This window comes from Alkalidesulfovibrio alkalitolerans DSM 16529 (assembly GCF_000422245.1).
Lineage (GTDB): Bacteria > Desulfobacterota > Desulfovibrionia > Desulfovibrionales > Desulfovibrionaceae > Alkalidesulfovibrio > Alkalidesulfovibrio alkalitolerans.
On record NZ_ATHI01000004.1, the window covers coordinates 45,588 to 64,165 of the forward strand.

General features: G+C 66.8%; 17 protein-coding genes. 5 read left to right on the forward strand and 12 right to left on the reverse strand.

All coding sequences use genetic code 11. The features are described 5' to 3' along the window. Positions 1-192: 192 nt before the first annotated feature. Entirely contained in the window at positions 193-1,509 is a 1,317-nt protein-coding gene (locus DSAT_RS02315) for a nucleotide sugar dehydrogenase (protein WP_020885970.1), read from the reverse strand. A gap of 73 nt (positions 1,510-1,582) precedes the next feature. Between DSAT_RS02315 and DSAT_RS02320 the strand changes: the two genes are divergently transcribed. Then, positions 1,583-1,780, forward strand: coding sequence for a DUF2065 domain-containing protein (locus DSAT_RS02320; protein WP_020885971.1), 198 nt, complete (start codon positions 1,583-1,585; stop codon positions 1,778-1,780). Between the two features lie 313 nt (positions 1,781-2,093). On the opposite strand, the gene DSAT_RS02325 is transcribed toward DSAT_RS02320, so the two are convergent. From DSAT_RS02325 to DSAT_RS02370, 11 genes are all read right to left on the reverse strand, one after another. Beyond that, complete coding sequence (locus DSAT_RS02325) at positions 2,094-2,924, reverse strand: ubiquinone/menaquinone biosynthesis methyltransferase (protein ID WP_020885972.1); 831 nt, start codon at positions 2,922-2,924, stop codon at positions 2,094-2,096. Beyond that, complete coding sequence (locus DSAT_RS15600) at positions 2,921-3,097, reverse strand: hypothetical protein (RefSeq protein ID WP_020885973.1); 177 nt, start codon at positions 3,095-3,097, stop codon at positions 2,921-2,923. The genes DSAT_RS02325 and DSAT_RS15600 overlap by 4 nt, the downstream gene beginning before the upstream one ends. Positions 3,098-3,277: 180 nt before the next feature. After that, the gene (locus DSAT_RS02330) at positions 3,278-4,396 is read right to left on the reverse strand and encodes a hypothetical protein (RefSeq protein ID WP_020885974.1); all 1,119 of its coding nucleotides are present in this window, start codon (positions 4,394-4,396) and stop codon (positions 3,278-3,280) included. An 80-nt stretch (positions 4,397-4,476) separates the two neighbouring features. Further along, positions 4,477-4,875 (reverse strand): cytochrome c3 family protein, encoded by a 399-nt coding sequence (locus DSAT_RS02335; RefSeq protein WP_020885975.1) that lies wholly within the window; start codon positions 4,873-4,875, stop codon positions 4,477-4,479. Between the two features lie 117 nt (positions 4,876-4,992). Then, positions 4,993-5,715 carry a precorrin-3B C(17)-methyltransferase gene (gene cobJ / locus DSAT_RS02340; RefSeq protein ID WP_020885976.1) on the reverse strand — a complete coding sequence of 241 codons (723 nt, stop codon included), beginning with the start codon at positions 5,713-5,715 and terminating at the stop codon, positions 4,993-4,995. A gap of 44 nt (positions 5,716-5,759) precedes the next feature. Then, positions 5,760-6,812, reverse strand: coding sequence for a cobalt-precorrin 5A hydrolase (locus tag DSAT_RS02345; protein WP_020885977.1), 1,053 nt, complete (start codon positions 6,810-6,812; stop codon positions 5,760-5,762). A gap of 3 nt (positions 6,813-6,815) precedes the next feature. Then, positions 6,816-8,084 carry a glutamate-1-semialdehyde 2,1-aminomutase gene (hemL, locus tag DSAT_RS02350; protein ID WP_020885978.1) on the reverse strand — a complete coding sequence of 423 codons (1,269 nt, stop codon included), beginning with the start codon at positions 8,082-8,084 and terminating at the stop codon, positions 6,816-6,818. After that, positions 8,071-8,583 (reverse strand): siroheme decarboxylase subunit beta, encoded by a 513-nt coding sequence (ahbB, locus tag DSAT_RS02355; RefSeq protein WP_020885979.1) that lies wholly within the window; start codon positions 8,581-8,583, stop codon positions 8,071-8,073. Before ahbB ends, hemL begins: the two co-directional genes overlap by 14 nt. Positions 8,584-8,847: 264 nt before the next feature. Further along, the gene (locus DSAT_RS02360) at positions 8,848-9,840 is read right to left on the reverse strand and encodes a hypothetical protein (protein ID WP_235695909.1); all 993 of its coding nucleotides are present in this window, start codon (positions 9,838-9,840) and stop codon (positions 8,848-8,850) included. Between the two features lie 93 nt (positions 9,841-9,933). Beyond that, entirely contained in the window at positions 9,934-11,334 is a 1,401-nt protein-coding gene (locus DSAT_RS02365) for a hypothetical protein (protein WP_020885981.1), read from the reverse strand. Then, positions 11,331-12,215, reverse strand: a complete 885-nt coding sequence (locus tag DSAT_RS02370) for a hypothetical protein (RefSeq protein ID WP_020885982.1) — start codon at positions 12,213-12,215, stop codon at positions 11,331-11,333. Before DSAT_RS02370 ends, DSAT_RS02365 begins: the two co-directional genes overlap by 4 nt. A 582-nt stretch (positions 12,216-12,797) precedes the next feature. Between DSAT_RS02370 and DSAT_RS02380 the strand changes: the two genes are divergently transcribed. The 4 genes from DSAT_RS02380 to DSAT_RS14730 all read left to right on the forward strand — a co-directional run bounded on the left by DSAT_RS02380 (position 12,798) and on the right by DSAT_RS14730 (position 18,316). Next, positions 12,798-13,775 (forward strand): ABC transporter ATP-binding protein, encoded by a 978-nt coding sequence (locus DSAT_RS02380; protein ID WP_020885983.1) that lies wholly within the window; start codon positions 12,798-12,800, stop codon positions 13,773-13,775. Then, the gene (locus tag DSAT_RS02385) at positions 13,772-14,725 is read left to right on the forward strand and encodes an ABC transporter ATP-binding protein (RefSeq protein ID WP_020885984.1); all 954 of its coding nucleotides are present in this window, start codon (positions 13,772-13,774) and stop codon (positions 14,723-14,725) included. Before DSAT_RS02380 ends, DSAT_RS02385 begins: the two co-directional genes overlap by 4 nt. Positions 14,726-15,016: 291 nt before the next feature. Then, entirely contained in the window at positions 15,017-15,520 is a 504-nt protein-coding gene (locus tag DSAT_RS02390) for a hypothetical protein (protein WP_020885985.1), read from the forward strand. A 78-nt stretch (positions 15,521-15,598) separates the two neighbouring features. After that, positions 15,599-18,316, forward strand: a complete 2,718-nt coding sequence (locus DSAT_RS14730; RefSeq protein ID WP_020885986.1) for a bifunctional diguanylate cyclase/phosphodiesterase — start codon at positions 15,599-15,601, stop codon at positions 18,314-18,316. Positions 18,317-18,578 lie beyond the last annotated feature (262 nt).

Genomic DNA, 18,578 nt, shown 5'->3' on the forward strand with positions numbered 1-18,578 from the left:
CCGCAGCCAGGCAGGATCGGTGCGATATCGCCTGGCAAAGGCGGTGGAAGGGGTGGAGAGCCGTGCTTCGGGGCGGGAAAACAGCGGGTCGTGAAAGAGTCCAGGCAATTCGGCGGGGGAATGGGAGAACGAACGAAAAAGCCCCCGGCATGTCGCGACGTGCCGGGGGCTTTTTCGTGTTCGGGCGGGCTTTTACAGCCGCCAGTAGCCGAAGCCCTGGGCCGTCAGGCCGGCGCGGTCGAGTACGCCCTTGACGTCGAGGACGATGGGCGTGACGCCGGGGGCGAACATGGCCTGCAGCGACTGCGGCGAGAGCCGGGTGAACTCCTCGTGGGCCACGGCCACGATGAGCGCGGAAAGGCCGTTCAGGGCCTCGGCCGGACACAGTTGCAGGCCGTATTCGTGCATGGCTTCGGCTTGGTCGGCGTGGGGGTCGTGCACCAGAACCTCGGGGCAGTATTCGCGCAACTCGGCGATGATGTCGATGACACGCGTGTTGCGCAGGTCGGGCACGTTCTCCTTGAAAGTCAGGCCCAAAACGCCGATGCGCGCCTGGCCCACGGCCCCGCAGTTGTTCTTGATGAGCATTTTCACGCAGGTTTCGGCCACGTGCTTGCCCATGGAGTCGTTGATGCGGCGGCCCGCCAGAATGACCTGGGGGTGGTGGCCGATCTCCTCGGCCTTGAAGGTCAGGTAGTAGGGGTCCACGCCGATGCAGTGCCCGCCCACGAGGCCGGGGCTGAAGGGCAGGAAGTTCCATTTGGTGCGCGCGGCTTCGAGCACCTCGGTGGTGTCGATGCCGAGCCTGCCGAAGATCAGGGCCAACTCGTTCATCAGGGCGATGTTCAGGTCGCGCTGGGTGTTCTCGATGACCTTGGCCGCCTCGGCCACCTTGATGGACGAGGCCAGGTGCACGCCGGCGCGTACCACCGCGCCGTACATGCCCGCCAGGATCTCGCGCACCTCGGGCGTCTGTCCGGCCACGACCTTGACGATGCTCTCCAGGGTGTGGACCTTGTCGCCGGGGTTGATGCGCTCGGGCGAGTAGCCCACGAAGAAGTCGCGGCCGCAGGCCAGCCCGGAGCGCTCCTCCAGGATGGGTACGCAGACTTCCTCGGTCAGGCCGGGATAGACCGTGGATTCGAAGCAGACGATCGTCCCTTTGGAGAGGTTCGCGCCCACGGTGGCCGAGGCCCCGCGCACGGGGCGGAGGTCCGGGTTTCTGTGGGCGTCGATGGGCGTGGGAACGGCCACGATGACCACTCCGGCCTTGCGAAGCTCGGCCGGGGCCGTGGTGTAGTCCACCCGTGCGGCCGAAAGCGCCTCGGACGTGACTTCGCGCGTGCGGTCGTGACCGGCCGTGAGTTCGGCCACGCGTTCCGTGGAGATGTCGAAGCCGATGACCCTGAAATGGCGTGAGAGGGCCACAGCCAGGGGCAAGCCGACGTAGCCGAGGCCGACCACGGCCACGGGGGATTTTCCGGATTTCAGGTCGTCGAAGGAGATCATGCGCAACTCGCCGTAACAGGTTTTGAGACCGCTAGTCCTTTACAGCATACTTGGCGGCCGGTAAACACCCCTTATGAACATTGGCTGGAACGACATCTTCACGGCCGTGGGGCTGGCCCTGGTCATAGAGGGGCTGCCGTATTTCCTGTGGGCCGAGAAGATGCCCAAGGTCCTGCGCCTTCTGTCTGAAAAACCGCCCATGGTCCTGCGCATGATCGGCATGGTCGCCATGCTTGGCGGGCTGCTTATCGTCTACATTGTCCGCAGCTAAGCAGGCCGGTGAAAACGCGTCATCTGCGGCGTTGCCGCGAAAGCGCCGACCCCTCGCGTATATCATTATACGCGTCGGGCCCGGCGCTTTCTTGCGCCTTGCATCTGACGCCTTTTGACCGGCCTGCGGGGCGGGGGATGCCGCCAAGCCCGTTGGCAGGCTGGTGAAAAGGCGCCTCGTCGCAATCCACCCGCTGAAGAGACGCCACCTGCGGGGCGGGGGATGCCGCCAAGCCCGTTGGCAGGCTGGTGAAAAGACGCCATCTGCGGGGCGAGGCGTGAAAAATCCGCGCTGGCTGCGTTGCCGCGCGGCTTCAGGCGCTTTTGCCGTCTCCGGCCTTCTCTGCCACGTGCACGTAGACGATGCCCGAGAGCAGCGGATGCCACAGCACCCGGTCGAATCCGGCGGCCCGCATCTCGCGGCCGAGTTCGCGCGCGTCGGGAAAGTTGCGGATGGTGTCCGCCAGGTAGCGGTAGGCGTCCGAGTCGCCCGAGACCAGTCGCCCGGCCATGGGCAGCAGCCGGTCCAGGTAGAGGTTGTACAGTCCCTTCCAGATGCGCGTCCGGCCGCTGCCGAATTCCAGCACGCACAGCCTGCCGCCGGGCTTGAGCACCCGGAAAAGCTCGGCGAAGGCCTGCTCGCGGGGCACGATGTTGCGGATGCCGAAGGCGATGGTCGCGGCGTCGGCGCAGGCGTCGGGCAGCGGCAGCACGCGGCCGTCCGCCAGGGCGGGCAGCACGCGGTCCGAGAGGCCGCGTGCTGCGACCTTGTCGCGGCCGCGTGCCAGCATGGGCTGGGCGAAGTCCAGGGCCAGCACGCGCGCGTCGGGGAACTGGCGCAGCGCCGTCAGGGTCACGTCCATGGTCCCGGCCGCCAGGTCCACGAGCAGGCCGTTTCGCGGCAGACGCAGATGCCTCACCAGCCGGTGCCGCCAGTAGATATCCTGGCCGAGCGAGAGGCCGTGGTTCAGGATGTCGTACCAGCGGGCGATGCGGCCGAACATGGCCGCCACGCGGTGGCCATGGCCGTCGGGCGAAGATGCGCTGGAGGCGTGCGTGGAGCCGGACGGCGCAGGCGCGTCCTGCCCGGCCGGGGTCTCGGCGGGAGCGGGACGGTCCTCACCGGAATTACGGGGCGTGGTCACGACTTGCGGCCGCCCTCGGGCGTTGCCGCCTCGGCCGTCAGGGTGCGCAGAACCTCTTGGTAGATGGGGGCGAAGTGGTCGCTGAAGTTGGCGGGCGAGATGCGCTGCACCTCGATGAACTTGACCACGATCTCCTTGGCCACCTGAAGGGCGAGTTGCCTGTCCTTGTCCACGAATGCCTCCCGAACGAAAACCCCGCCCTGGGGAAATGGCCTTGACCGACCGTTCGGAAAGGCGCGGGGCGGGGAAAGCGGGAGAAACCTCGTCGGCCACCCCCGCTTGTTTTGCTGCCGCCTCCTAGCATGGCCGCGGCGCAAAGTCGAGGCGGCGAGGGGCGCGCCAAGGACTGTTTGCTAGTCGTCTTCGTCCAGCGTCTCGGCCAGGGCCGCGATTTCCTCGCGGATGATCCGGGCCGCCGCCGCCGGGACGGCCTTCTCGATCACCGCCACGAGGTCGGTCTTGATGGCCTCGCGCAGCGAGGCCGAGACATCGTCGAGCCGCCGCGCGAGCACGCGCTCCACGGCTTCCTCGATGCCGTTCGTCTCGGCTGCCGCGTCCGCATCGGTCGCAAGGCCCGTCCGTCCGGCCTCCAAGGCTGCCAGACGCCCCTCGATGCCGTCGAGAGAAGCCAAACGCGCCTCCAGGGCCTCGATACGCTGCGCGTCCACGCTGGCGAGCGGGGCGGGCGTGGCCTCATCCAGGGAAATATCCGTGTCGATGTCCTTCAAAAGTTTGTCCAGGTCTTCCTCTGTTTCGTCGAAATCCAGCGCGACCGGCTCGTCTGGACCAGGCGTTTCGGAATCGGCGACCAACGCAGCATCCTCGACGCGGGGCACGGGAGCCTTTTCTTCTCCGGCCTCGTCGGTGGCGGCCAGCAGGGCTTCGATGTCGTAGTCCGTGTCATCGGCTTTTGGGGCGGACGCTGGGGCAACTGCCGGTTCCGGCTCGTCGTCGGGCAGGTCCGCAGGTTGCGCGTCGTCGAGTCCGGCCAGCAGGTCGTCGATGTCGTCCTGGGAGGCGGCTTTCGTCTTTTTCGGCTCCACGTCGGTCTCGTCCGGTGTTTCGCCCGGCGCTTCGTCGTCGAGTCCGGCCAACAGGTCGTCGATGTCGTCCTGCGAGGGCGGTTTGAGCGATCCGCCGGGGGCGCCGCCGAGCATGGCTTCGATGTCGTCGTCCGAGGTCGCCTTGCCGCCGTTCATGTCGGCCAGGAGGTCGTCAAGCCCGTCCATGTCGATTTCGTCGCCCGCGCCGCCGGAATCGGAGTCGTCAGGCAGGTCGATGTCTCCCATGCCCTTGAGGTCGCCGTCCCCAGCGTTTAGGAGATCGTCGAGCGAGGCGTCGTCATCGCCGCCCCCGAGCAGGTCGTCGAGGTCGGCGTCGCCGTCCCGGACCTTGCTGGGATCGCCGGGCTCAAGAAGATCGGTGAGTTCGATGATCTCGGCGTTGGAGACGTTGTTGGACGATTTGGCCATGGTCCACTCCAGGGCATGCGCCGGGGTTCAGGAAGCGAAAAGGGGGCCGCCCCGGGGCAGCCCCCTTTGGGGACCGAAGCCTACTGGTTCTTCGGATGGCAAGCAGTGCAGGCCGTGGGGACGTTGGTCTTGCCGGCCTGGCGCTCGACCCTGTGGCAGCCCATGCAGGAGATGGTGCTCTGCGGGGCGTGGAACGCGGCGTAGTAGGAAGCGCCGCCTTTCTTTTCCTTCATGTCGGTGTGGCAGCCAGCAGTCGAGCAGGACTGGATGTCGCCCTTGCCGTCCCACGTGTGGTGGCACGCGGTACACTCGAGAGCACCGTGCGCCGTGTGGGAGAACTTGATCGACTGCTGCGTCTTGGTCGCGCCCTCGGGCAGCTTGACGTACTCGTCTCCGGGGGCCTTGGGGGCGGCGATGACCGCGCCGGCCACGAGGAGCACGGCCGCCAAGGCCAGGCTCAGAATGGTGAATTTCCTCATGCCTCAAACCTCCTTCCTTGCACTGAACAGTTCACATGTCACATGCCACATAGTGTCAAGGCCGATGCGCGTTCCGGGCGCGTAGAGCGGCCGTGCACCCTTCGTATCGTTCGAAATCTATCCGATTTCGTACTTCCCTGCATAGCCTCGCGGCGTCAGCATGAGCCGCCGTTCCATGCGACCTTCGCCGATCTTTAGCGCGCGAGAGGATTCATTCCCTATCACCAAAAGGGAGAGCATATCAACCCTGGCGGGGTCGAAGTCCGCGATGGTCGTCACGTCCGTCTCCTGTCCCTCCCTGAAGGCGTTGCGTACCAGCCCGACCGTGGTGTGTGGCCCACGCCGTTGCGCTGTTTCATGCAATGCCCGGGCCAGCAGATCGTGCCGCTTTTTCGAGCGCGGGTTGTAGAGCACGATGACGAAGTCCGCTTCGGCCGCTGCGATCACGCGGCGTATGATGACCTCGCGCGGAGTCAGGAGGTCGGAGAGGCTTATGACCGCGAAGTCGTGCATCAACGGCGCGCCCAGAAGCGCGGCCGCGGCCGCCAGCGCCGGGATGCCGGGCGCGACCTCGAAGGGCACCTCGGCCAGAAGCTTCCGCGCCTCCAGTATCTCCAGCACGAGGCCGGCCATGCCGTATATCCCGGCGTCGCCGCTGGAGACGACCACCGTGTTCCTGCCGGACACGGCCGCGTCCACGGCCTGGCTGCAGCGCTCCACCTCGCCGGTCATGCGGCCGCGCAGCACGTCCTTGCCCGCGAGCAGTCCGGGCTCGATCAGGTCGATGTAGGTGGCGTAGCCCACGACGGTCTCGGCCGCCGCGATGGCCTGGCGGGCCATGGGCGCGAGCAGCCCCGCGTCGCCGGGCCCAAGCCCCGCGACCGTCAGGCGGCCGGGCGCGGTCTTGCGAGCGCCAGGGCCGCCGTGGCCGCCGGGCAGATCGTCTTCTCGCACAAAAGCTCCGTTGCCTGGGCCAGCAGGAGGGCCGCGGCCTCGGCCACGCTGGCCGAGCCGGTGGCCTGTTCCACGCGGGCCGAGGGGTTTGGCGCGGCCACGCGCGAAAGGCGCGCCGCGTCGTAAAAGGTCAGGGGCGCGCCAAGCGTGCGCGCGGCCTCGGTGAGGCCCGGCTCGTCGGCCTTCAGGTCGATGCTCGCCAGACCGCCCACGGCCCGCTCGTCCGCGCCCGCACGGTCCAGCGCCTTTCGCAGGCAGGCCAGGATGGCGTCGGCCGGGGTTCCCCGGCGGCAGCCCAGGCCCGCGCGGACGACGCGCGGCACGAGCCGCAGATGGCCCGCCGGGACGTCGATTTTCCGCCACTGTACCCACACGGCCAGGGATTTTTCGCGCGCGGCCGCCGCGTCCATGGGCGCGAAGTGCGCCAGATGAGGGTCGCCGGGAGCGAAGAACAGCCCGTCCGGGTCGTGCAGGGGCACGCGCGCGCCGTCGAGCAGGGCGGCGCTGACGCGTTTGACGGTCGAGAGGTCGGCGATGGTCATGCCGCGCTCCTGGGCCAGTAGGTCGATGGCGGGCAGCCCCTCGGTGTCCGTGGCCGTGGTGATCACGGCCGTGCCGCCGGATATAAGGGCCAGGCGCGCGGCCAGGGCGTTGGCCCCGCCCAGGTGGCCGGAAAGGATCGGGACCGCGAAGCGGCCGTTTTGGTCCATGACCACCACGGCCGGGTCCGTGTCCTTGGCGCGCAGGTGCGGGGCCACGGCGCGTACGGCGATGCCCGCCGCGCAGACGAAGACGTGGGCAGTATGGGCCGAGAACGCGGCCGCCACCGTGGGCAGAAGCTCGTCAAACGGCCTTTCGCCCGGTTCGGCAAGCCGGGAGGGCGCGAAGATCGCGCCCGGCAGCGCGGCGGCAAGCCGCCGCGCGAGGCCAAGGCCCTGCCCGGTCAGCGCCCAGAAGGCGATTTTCGGGCCGCCGTCGGCCATGGCTTAGAAGACGGCCTTCTTCGCCGCCTCGACGGTGCGCTCGAAGTCCTCCTCGGTGTGCGCGAAGGAGGTGAAGGCGCACTCGAAGGCCGAGGGCGCGACGTTGACCCCGCCCGCGCGCATGGCGCCGTAGAACTTGGCGTAGAGATCGGTGTCGGCGGCCGAGGCCTGGGCGAAGTTGGTTACCGGGCCCTCGGTGAAGAACAAGGTGAAGGCCGAGGCGATGTGGTGCAGGGTCACGGGCAGACCTTTGCCGCGCAGGATGTCCGCCAGTTCGCCCGCCAGGGCCGCGGTGCGCTTCTCCAGGGCCGCGTAGTCCATCTGCTTCAGGGCCTTGAGGGTGGCGATGCCCGCGGCCATGGCCAGCGGATTGCCCGAGAGCGTACCCGCCTGATAGACGTCGCCGCACGGGGCCATGCGCTCCATCAACTCGCGCCTGCCGCCGAACGCGCCCACGGGCAGGCCGCCGCCGATGATCTTGCCCAGGCAGGTCAGGTCCGGCGTCAGGCCGAAGCGCGTTTGCGCGCCGCCGTAGGAGAGGCGGAAACCGGTGATGACCTCGTCGAAGATGAGCAGGGCCTCGTACTTGTCGCACAGGCCGCGCAGGCCCTCCAGGAATCCTTCGGCCGCGGGCACGAGGCCCATGTTCCCGGCCATGGGCTCCACGATGACGCAGGCGATGTCGTCGCCGTGCGCCTCGAAGAGGTCGGCCACTGCGTCGAGGTCGTTGTAGGCCGCGAGCAGGGTGTCGGCCACGGTGGCGGCGGGCACGCCCGGCGTGCCGGGGATGGAGAGGGTGGCCAGGCCCGACCCGGCCGCGGCCAGGAAGGCGTCGGCGTGGCCGTGGTAGCAGCCCTTGAACTTGACGACCTTGGTGCGGCCGGTCACGCCGCGCGCTAGGCGCAGGGCGCTCATGGTGGCCTCGGTGCCGGAGTTGACCATGCGCACCATCTCGATGCCGGGCACGGCCTCGACCACGGCGCGGGCGAGTTCCACCTCGGCCGCGCAGGGCGCGCCGAAGCTCGTGCCCTTCTCGGCGGCCGCGCGCACGGCGCGGGTCACGTCGGGGTGGGCGTGGCCGAGCAGCATCGGCCCCCAACTCATGACGTAGTCCACGAGCGTCTCGCCGTCGGCGGTGTGCAGATGGGCGTCCTTGGCGGATTCGATGAACAAGGGCACCGCGCCCACGTGGTGGCAGGCGCGCACGGGCGAGTTCACGCCGCCGGGGATGAATTGCCTGGCCTCGTCGAAAAGCTGTTCAGACCGGATCATCGTCGTCTCCGTCGTCCTTGGCGAAATAGACCATGGACGTCTTTTTCAGTTCGCGCACGCTCTCAAGGATGTCGTACTGGGGAATGCCGGTGGCCTCGATGAGTTCCTCCACCACGCGCAGGCAGTCGCCGGGCGAGGAGCCGTGGATCATGGTGTAGAAGTTGTAGGGCCAGTCCATGCAGTTGCGGCGCACGTAGCAGTGCGAGATCTCGGGCCGGGCCGCGAAGATCGCGCCCACGGCGTCGAGGTCCACGCCGTCCTCGGCGTACCAGGCGACCATGGCGTTGTGGCCGTAGCCCGCCTTTTGGTGGCGCAGGGTGGCGCCGAAGCGGCGGATGACCCCTTCGTCCTTGAGGCGCTTGACCAGGGCGATGACCTCGGCCTCGCTCAGGCCGGTGGCCGTGGCCACGTCGGCGAAGGGGGTGGCGGAGTCGGGCAGGTCGCGCTGCAAGATGGCCAGGGCGCGTTTCTCGGCGTCGGTGAAGTTCAGGGGTGCCATGCGGGGGGTGATACCCGCCCCGCGCGGGCAAGGCAAGAGGCGCGGCGCATCCCGATGCGCTCCCGCCGGGAGGCGCGCGTGCGCCGGTCCATCCGGCGCTTTTTCAACGGCCTACGGGATTGTTGACAAACCTTGTTTTCAGACCGTTCAAAAAGCTTCAGATGCAAGGCGCAAGAGAAATCCAAGGCCGACGCGTATTTCGCATACGCGAGGGTTTGAATTTTTTCGCAGCAACGCAGCAGATGAGGCTTTTGGGGCGGTCTGCTACGGGGCGGAGTTTTTCTGCGGCTCCTTGTTATGCAGCAGGGTTCGGAAATGGGGCGCGACCACTGCGTCGATCTCTTCGAGGATGTTCTCGGGCCGCTGCTCGCGGATTTCGGCGGCGACCTTCATGTAGTAGTCGTAGGCATCGCGAAGCGGCACGCGCACCAACTCGGGATGCTGGTCGATGAAGGGCGAACTCATGTCCTCGCGGAAGCGGATGATGAAGGGAGGATCGTAGTCAAGGATCGTGTTGTCCGGGAGGATGGCGCTATATCCGATGAGCAGGGAGGTGGAGTGGATGTATCCCCCGCAGGGAAGTTCGAACGTCCATTCGTGGTAGCCTCGACATTCGAAGTATCTGGGCGCATCCGTAACCCGGACCAGCGACTCTTCATAAAGCTCCCCGTCCAGGATGTAGCTGAATCCGTAATCAAATGGAGTATGGCTGGAGAGGCCGGATATGGTCTTCAGGTCGCTGATGCGAGACATCTTTGCATTCAAGGTGTGTTTGAAGGTCACCCTTTGTCCTGCCAATGCTCCAGCCTCACCCATTATCGAACGCCGTTCGTCCGCGCTCGCAGTCTCCCATTGCCGGACGACGCGGCCCTTGGAGAGGTTGTAGACTGTCCAGAAGAACTTTTCGTCGATCTCGTAGCCGTAAACGATGCTGTAATCGCCGTCCTGGGTGAGATAATTAAAACCGATCCGCCAGTTCACGGCATTGTCTGGCGCGGGGAGCTTGACGCCCCAGAATCCGACGGCGTCGTCGGCTGGCAGCCAGTCCGCGGCCTGGGCGCGCGGCGTAAGCGGCCCCAGGGCCAGGACCGCCGCCAGCAGCAGGGCCACGGCCAGCGCCGGGGTGAAACCCCGCGCTTTGCTTCGTGCGGCCGGGCAGGAGGCGGGACGCTTCGGCGCACGGTCCGGGCGATAAAGTGAATCCTTGCCATGCGGCATTCGGGCACAGCCTCGTGCCCTGGTATCTTCTGGGCGCATTGCTTCTCCTCCTGGTGATCGGCGGGAGCGCGAAGCATGTGACTTCGCGCCCCTTTGGTTGCGCTGCCCGGCCGGTCGGCTCTGAACGCGGCGCTAGACGCGCCGCCGCAAGGAATGGCCGGGATTGAAGACCTGCCAGATGTACTCGTCGGTGGTCAATTCCTGGGGATTGGACGGTCTGAACCAGGCGGGCCGCTTGGGCGGCCTGCCCTCCGGGCGGCCCGAGGCGGCCTCCGCAAAAACTTCGGTAAGATATTCCAGGGTCGAGACAGGCTTCATGTCGTCCTGAAGGTCGGCCGGGTCGATGGGGTCGAACAGGAGATTCTTGACGCGGGGCATTGCTGCCGCCGGGAGTTCGGCGTGTCCGGGCATTGTCGCCGATGCGTCGGGCAGCGGGCGGACCGCGGCGGGGCCGTGGGCAGGCACAGTCGCAGGCGCGGCGCGTTCGAGCAGCGTTTGCGAGGCCCCTGGCTGATCGGTTACCGGGGTTGGCAGGTGCAGGGGGCGAGCATGGGGAAGGCCGTCGGTGGGCTCGGTTCCGGCGGCCGCGGCCCGCGCTTGCGCCTGGGGCAGGGGAGCGGCCGGTTGGCGCAAAGAAGCGGACGGTTCGCGTTCGAGGTCGCTCCCGGAATCGGCGGACGGCGATCCGGCGGGCTCCTGTCCGGCCTCGGCCGTTTCGGAACGCGCCATGGCCTGACCGCCGAAGGCAGGGCGCGACTCGCCGGTCTCGTCCGTGAAGGCGTAGTCCTTTTCTCTGCGCGCCATCGCGTCCTTCGCGAATCCGGCGTGGCGTTCGGTCCACTTGGGAAGCTCGTCGGGCGCGTCGTCCCGGAAATACTTGGTCTTGGAGAAGTAGTCGTCCATGCCCCCCAGGCTCGGGGGGCCGTCGCTGATGCAGGTCTCGGGCTTGTCCGTCGTGGTGCTCAGCTTCACCTCCTTGCCTTCGGCCCAGGCGGCCAGGGTCGCCACGCCGCCGGAGCGGTTGCCCCACTGGGCGGCCATGGCGATGGCCTGGGCGAAATCCGGATGGTCGGGGTCGAACACGCCGGGGCCGTTGGGGTTTCGCTTCGCGGCCTCCATGATGGTATCAGCGAAGCCGATGACCACCTTCTCGCGCGCGGCGTCGAGACCGTCGATGGCCGTCCGCGCCTCCTCGGTGTTCAGGGCGGCGTTGACCTTCTCCAGAAGGCCCGGGGCCTCCTTCTCGAAGTCTTCGGCCGTGACGCCGGAACGCGAAGACAGTTCCAGGACTTTGTCGTATTCATCATTGGTGAACATGTCATTATTGGCATCATCCTTTGCGTTCTTCAGCGCCGTCTCAAATTTCTTGCGGGCATCGTCATTCACTGCCACGTCGTGCTGGCAGCGGCCGAAGGACAGGCCGCTCTTGCCTTTCTGGGCAAAGGACGCGGCATAGCGGGTTTCGTCCGGCGCGCCTTCGGCCACGTGCACGGCATCGACGACAAAGGCGCGGATGGCTTCTTTTCTGCTCATCTGGCGTTCTCCTTGTTATGCAGCAGGGTTCGGAAATGGGGCGCGACCACTGCGTCGATCTCTTCGAGGATGTTCTCGGGCCGTTGCTCGCGGATTTCGGCGGCGACCTTCATGTAGTAGTCGTAGGCATCGCGAAACGGCACGCGCACCAACTCGGGATGCTGGTCGATGAAGGGCGAACTCATGTCCTCGCGGAAGCGGATGATGAAGGGGTTTTCCGAATCATACGCCAGGAGGGTGCCGTCGGACAGAAGAAAGATGAAAAAAATCCCCAAGGAGGAAACGTGTATGTATCCCTCGCAGGGGAGTTCGAACGTCCATTCGTGATGGCCGTAACAGGCGAAGCGGCGCGGCTGTTCCGTGACCCAGGCCAGGGCCTCTTCGTGCGGTTCGCCGTCCAGGACGTAGCTGATCCCGTATTCGAAGGGCGAACTGTTCGTCCCGCCGCCGACATCCCCGAGATCGCGGATGCGAGGGGTGTTCAGTTTTCCAAGGCTTTTCAGATGCAACCGTTCTCCGGCCATGCCTTGAGCCTCTCGCATGGCCGCGTACCATTTTTCCTTGGTGTCGGCCTCCCATTGTCGGATGACGCGGCCTTTGGAAAGGTTGTAGATTGCCCAGAAAAACTTCCCGTCAACCATATACCCATACGTGACGGCGTAGTCGGCGTTCTTCATGGGATAGATGGATCCCATATCCCAGTTCACGGCGTTGTCTGGCGCGGGGAGCTTGACGCCCCAGAATCCGACGGCGTCGTCGGCGGGCAGCCAGTCCGCGGCCTGGGCGCGCGGCGTAAGCGGCCCCAGGGCCAGGACCGCCGCCAGCAGCAGGGCCACGGCCAGCGCCGGGGTGAAGACATGAATGGCTTCTTTTCTGCTCATCTGGCGTTCTCCTTGTTATGCAGCAGACGGCGCTTCGCCGACAGTCCGGTGCGTCTCGCATGTATAGCCCGGCTCATACCCCAGGCCGCCTCGGCCCGCAGCACAAAAATCACCGGCTAGGCACCCCGGCCGCCACACCCATGCCCGGTCCGCCGGGGTCGCCCCACAGGTTCTACACCACGCGAGGCGGGCCGGGCACGTCCGGGCGCGTCCGGGCCGCAAACGGGCGCGAACAGGCCCTTGACGGGATTTCAGATCACCCGGAGAGGATGTGAAAACACTGCAATTATAAGGCATTACGAGAGGATTTCCCGGCTCTGCCGCAAGCCGGGGCGGGGCACGATTTGTTCACGCATTTCAGGCGATTGCAGCGCCTCCTGCGTGCTCCGGAGACGGCTGCCGAGATCGGTTTCGCAGGCCGTTCGAAGAGCGCCGGATGCGAGGCGCACGAAAAGTTCAAGGCCGAAGGGCAGTTCGCATGCGCGAGGGTTTGAACTTTCTGCGGCGACGCGGCAGATGGTGTCCCTGGGACGGCCCGAGCGCCGCTTGCCCCTGCGCGGCAAAGGCCGTACAAGGCGGGTCATGGTCGCCCCGGTCCTCTCCATTCGCGGTCTCACCACGGTCTTCGATCTCGAAGCGGGTCCGGCCGTGGCCGTGGACGGCGCGGACCTGGACCTGATCCCCGGCGAGACCCTGGCCCTGGTGGGCGAGTCGGGCTCGGGCAAGACCATGGTCGCGCTCTCCATCCTCGGGCTCGTGCCCGAACCGGGTCGCGTGGCCGAAGGCTCGATCCGTTTCCGGGAGCGCGAACTGACGACGCTCGATCCCGAGGCGCGGCGGCTTTTGCGCGGCCGCCATCTGGCCATGGTCTTTCAGGAGCCCATGACCGCGCTCAATCCCGTCTTCACCGTGGGCGAGCAGATCGCCGAGCCTGTGCGGCTTCACCTGGGGCTTTCGCCCCGCCAGGCCATGGCCAGGGCCGTGGAGCTTCTGGCCGAGGTGGGCATCCCCAACCCCGAGCGCCGCGCAAAAAGCTACCCGCACGAGCTTTCCGGCGGCATGCGCCAGCGCGTGGTCATCGCCATGGCGCTCTCCTGCGATCCGGAAGTGCTTTTGGCCGACGAGCCGACCACGGCCCTGGACGTGACCATCCAGGCGGAAATCCTCGATCTTTTGGACCGGCTCAAGGCCGGGCGCGGCATGTCCGTGCTGCTCGTGACGCACGACCTGGGCGTGGTCGCGGGCTCGGCCGCGCGCGCGGCCGTGATGTATGCGGGCCGGATCGTGGAGCGCGCGTCCGTGGCCGATGTCTTCGCCGCGCCCGAGCACCCCTACACGCAGGGGCTCCTGGCCTCGCTGCCGCGTCTGGATGCGGGCAGGCGCGCGCGGCTGACGCCCATCCCCGGCACGACGCCGGACATCTCGGCCCTGCCGTCCGGCTGCCATTTCCATCCCCGCTGTCCGCACGTCTTCGACCGCTGCCGCGTGGAGATTCCGCCCGCCTTCGGCGAGCGCGGCACGCGCTGCTGGCTTCGTGCCGACGGAGGAGGGCGGCCGTGAGCGCGCTCCTCGAACTCGACGGCGTTTCGCGGCGCTACTCCGTGCGCGACGGCCTGTTCGGCTCCCGGCGGCAGGTGGTGCGCGCCGTGACCGACGTGAGTCTGGCCGTGCCGCAGGGCGCCACGCTCGGGCTCGTGGGCGAGTCGGGCTGCGGCAAGTCCACCCTGGCCCGCCTGGCCGTGGCCCTGGAGCGGCCCGACGAGGGGCGCGCGCTCTTTCGGGGCGAGTCCGTGTGGCCGCGCCTGCCTGCCGATTTCCGCCGTCAGGTGCAGATGGTCTTTCAGGACCCCTATTCCTCGCTCAACCCGCGCCAGAAGATCGGCGGCATCGTGGGCGAGGGGCTGGTCATCCACGGCGTGGGCGACGCGGCCTTCCGCCGCGAGCGCGTGGCCGAACTGTTGCGCATGGTCGGGCTTTCCCCGGCGCATGCCGCGCGCTACCCGCACGAGTTCTCGGGCGGCCAACGGCAGCGCGTGGCCATCGCCCGCTGCCTGGCCCTGGAGCCGCAGCTCGTGGTCTGCGACGAGCCCGTCTCGGCCCTGGACGTTTCGGTGCAGGCGCAGATCGTGAACCTTTTGCGCGACCTGCAGGAGCGCCTGGGCCTGACCTACCTCTTCGTCTCGCACGACCTGTCCGTGGTCGGTTCCATGTGCGACGAGGTGGCCGTGATGTATCTGGGCAGGCTCATGGAGCGGTCCCCGCGCGAGGCGCTCTTCGCCGAGCCGCTGCACCCCTACGCCAAGGCGCTGCTCTCGGCCGTGCCCGTGCCCGATCCAGGCAAGAGCCGGAAACGCGAGAAGCTGCGCGGCGAGCCGCCCAGCCCCTTCGACCCGCCGACCGGCTGCCCCTTCCATCCCCGCTGCCCGAGCGCCTTTGGGCCCTGTCCGGAGATATTCCCGGCCTGGCGCGAGGCCGCGCCCGGCCGCTTTGTGAGCTGCCATCTGTATTGAAATTTCCTGCTGAACAATAGTTCGCGGCTGCTGAAAAACCCCCATCTGCCGCGTTGCCGTGAAAAATTCAAATCCTTGCGAGCTGCAACTGCTCGTCGGCCTTGATCTTTCCTCGCGTCTTGCATCTGGATGTTTTTGAGCGGCCTGAAAACAAAGGGGGGTGGCGACAAGCTCGTTTCCCGCATCTTTTTCAGGAGTATTCGCGACTTGACTGCCGGGTCGGGCATGGACATAGTGTCCGCCCGAGTGATCGTTCGGCCGACATGGTACGGCCTTTTTCAAGGAGTCGTCATGGAAGAGCAGAAGTTGTCCACCGATGTCGCGAAGGCAGCCCTGGATACCTCCGAGGTCTTGCGCTTCGAGCATTGGTTGCGGTTCTATTATCTGAAGGAGCGCGGCGGAGCGCTGGTCTACGACGTGCCCCAGGCCGTGGTCGAAAAGGTGCGCGCCGACGCACCCCACCTCGCGGGCCTCATGGAAATGGTCAACGGCGCCGAGACCGATCAGCAGCGCGCCACCGAGAACGTGTGCGCCTTCATGGCCTCGCGCATGGACGGGCAGAAGTATCAGGAAGGCGTTCTGGCCAAGGTCTTCGACTCGCCGTCCTTCAAGATCGAAATGTACCTCTTCGGCCTGTGGAACCAGTCGCACGAAGGCCTGCTCGACCAGGAGGAGCGCGATTTCGCGCAGTGGGAGAAACTCTACGCCGAGTGGCGCCAGGACGAGAAGGTCAAGGCCTACGTGGCCAAGCTCGTCTCCTCGCAGGGTTCGGCGGGCTCCACGGCCACGCAGTAGCTCCGGTCCCCCTTGCCCGGGGCGGGGTCGAGGGGAGAGGGGCCATTTCTGGGCGTATCCGGGCCGGAGGGGGTGCGGATGGCGAGATTGACGACGCGCATCGGCGGGCGGGGCGAAAGCCTGCGCACCGTCACCATCGCCTTTGTCACGGGCGTCTTCAGCATCCTGATTCTCGCTTCCATCGTTCTGACCAGCAGCATCGTGCAAGGCCGTTTTGCGAGCATCGAGCAAGGAGAGATCCTGCGCGACGCGCGTAGGGCCGTGAACGCCATCGAGGCCGACCTGGAAGCCCTGGACCGGGTGGTGCGCGACTGGGCATGGTGGGACGACACCTTCGCCTACCTGCGGGGCCGAAAGCCCGATTATTCTGAAACCAACCTCGTTCCTTCGACGTTCGAGACGCAAAAACTGCATCTGATTCTGCTGTTGCGGTCCGATTTGCGGCCTGCCTGGCAGGGCTATCGGGCCGCGGGATCGGCGGACATCATTCCCCTTCCCGAGGGCATGGTCGGGCTTTTGGCCCGCCGCGCGGGAGACAGGAACGCCTTTCCGGGCGAGAGCGGGTTCAAGGGCGTCTTCCGCCACGGTGGCGGGTTATACATTCTGGCCTGTCGGCCGGTTCTCGACTCGGCCCAGGAAGGGCCATCACCGGGCTGGCTGGTCATGGCCAGGCGCATCGACCCGAAATATGTGGCCGAGATCGCCGAGCGTACGGACTTGGCCCTGACCCTCGCGCCCAAGGGAACGAGTGACGAGGAAGCCGTGGTCAAGGATCGCGCCGTGACCCGGCGGGGAACGGAGCTGGCCGCGGCCGCGATGATGCGCGACGTATTCGGTCTGCCTGCCCTGCGCATCGAAGTTACATCTCCGATGGCCATAAGTGAGGCCGGAGCCCAGGCCTCGCGGCTCCTCATGCTCTCGCTCTCTTTGGCCGGCCTCCTGGCCGCGTTGCTGCTGGGTCTCTTTCTGGAACGGCGGGTGCTGGCGCGCGTAACCAGCCTGGGCGACCAGGTGCGCTCCGTGCGAACCCTGCCCGTGGGGCAGCGGGGCGTTTCCTTGCCGGGCGACGACGAACTGGCCCGGCTGGCCCGGGACATGTCCACGGTCTTCGACGAGCTGCGCGAGTCCGAGGAGCGCTACCGGACCATCTTCATGAACACCGGCGCGGCCTCCATCCTGATCGAAGAGGACACCTCCATCATCCTGGCCAACCGCGAGTTCGCCAAGTTCGCGGGCGTGAGCGAGGAGCGGCTCGCCGAGCGACCGTCGTGGACGCAGTTCTTCCACGAGGACGACGTGCCCCGGATGCTCGAATACCACCGGCTGCGCCGCGTCACGCCGGAGGCCGCCCCGCGCGTGTACGAGGCGCGCTTCAAGGACGCGCTGGGCCGGGTGCGGCACGTGAGCATGACCGTGGCCCTGATTCCGGGCACAGGCAAGTCCATCGCCTCGATTCTGGACATCGGGCGCATGAAGGAAGCCGAGGAGCGGTTGGCGCGCCAAGCCTTCACCGACGACCTGACGGGGCAGCCCAACCGCGCCCACTTCCTGATCCGCCTGGAACATGCCGTGGCCATGGCCGAGCGCGCGGGCACGCGGCTTGGGGTGATGCTTCTGGACCTCGACGAGTTCAAGGGAATCAACGACTCGCTGGGACATCAGGCGGGCGACGAGGTGCTTATCCAGGTCGCCGAGCGGTTGCGCGCCGCGTTGCGCCGTTCCGACACCCTGGCGCGCCTGGGCGGCGACGAGTTCACGATCATCGTCGAGGGCGTGGACGAACCCGAGGATCTCGCCGAGGTGGCGCGCAAGATAATCGCAACCATGGGTGAACCCTTCGCGGCCGCCCAGGCGGAGATATTCCTCGGCGTGAGCATAGGCATCGCCGTTTATCCCCAGGACGGCCGGACCCCCGAACGGCTGATGCAGTGCGCGGACATGGCCATGTACCGCTCCAAGACACTGGGCAAGAACACCTTCAGCTTCTTCACCCCGGACCTGAACTACCAGGCCGTGGTCAGGCTGCGCACCGAGAACCAGTTGCGCGCGGCCGTGTCCGACGACCGCATCACGGCCTATTTTCAACCTGTGGTCGGCATCGATGACGGTTGTCCGGCGGGCTTTGAGGCCCTGGCCCGTTGGCGCGACGAGAACGGCGTGGTGCCGCCGGACGCCGGGTTCATCGCCGTGGCCGAGAAGACCGGACTCATCGTGCGCATCGACCGGCTGATCCTGGAGCAGGCCTGTGGCTTCTGCGCCCGGCTCAACGCCACGGGCGGGCGCAGGCTGTTCGTGGCCGTGAACATCTCCGCGCGCCACTTCCTGCGAGGCACCCTCGTTGACGACGTATCCGGCGCGCTCGCGGCGAGTGGGCTCGATCCAGATTGTCTGGAGATCGAGATCACCGAGACGACCCTCATGGAGAACTTCGAGGCCGCGCGGCGGGTCATCGATGAACTGTCGTCCCTTGGCGTACGGCTGGCCCTGGACGACTTCGGCACGGGCTATTCCTCCCTGGCCTACCTGCGCAACCTGCCCGTGCAGAAGCTGAAGATCGACCGTGCTTTCATCGCGCGCAGCCATACCCCGGACGGAGGAGCTCTGCTCAAGGCCGTGGTGGATCTGGCCATGAGCCTGGGTATCGAACCGGTGGCCGAGGGCGTGGAGACCCGAGAGCAGGCGGATTACCTGCGCTCCATCGGCTGCCGCTTGGCCCAGGGTTGGCTCTTCTGCCGGGCGGTCCCGGCCGAACAGGCCGAGCAGATGGCTTTGGCCGTCCCGGACGGCAGTTCCTGATCCTTTGAGCGCAGTTTCCGGAAAATCGCCCTAGCGAGTCTGATATTCTGGAATTCCGGAATTCCAGCCTCGCCCACTCCAAAATGCAGGAATCCAGCGATATCAATTGATTGCTCGATCAGTCTGGTCGCCGAGCATGTACAATGCCCGCGCGAAAAGCAGTCGTGGCAAGGGTTTTCGGGGTGCAGTGTGGCAAGGGAAAATTGCGTCCGATTTTTCAGAAAAATCGTTCGTCGACGATTTTCCACCTTTCGCCGTGACC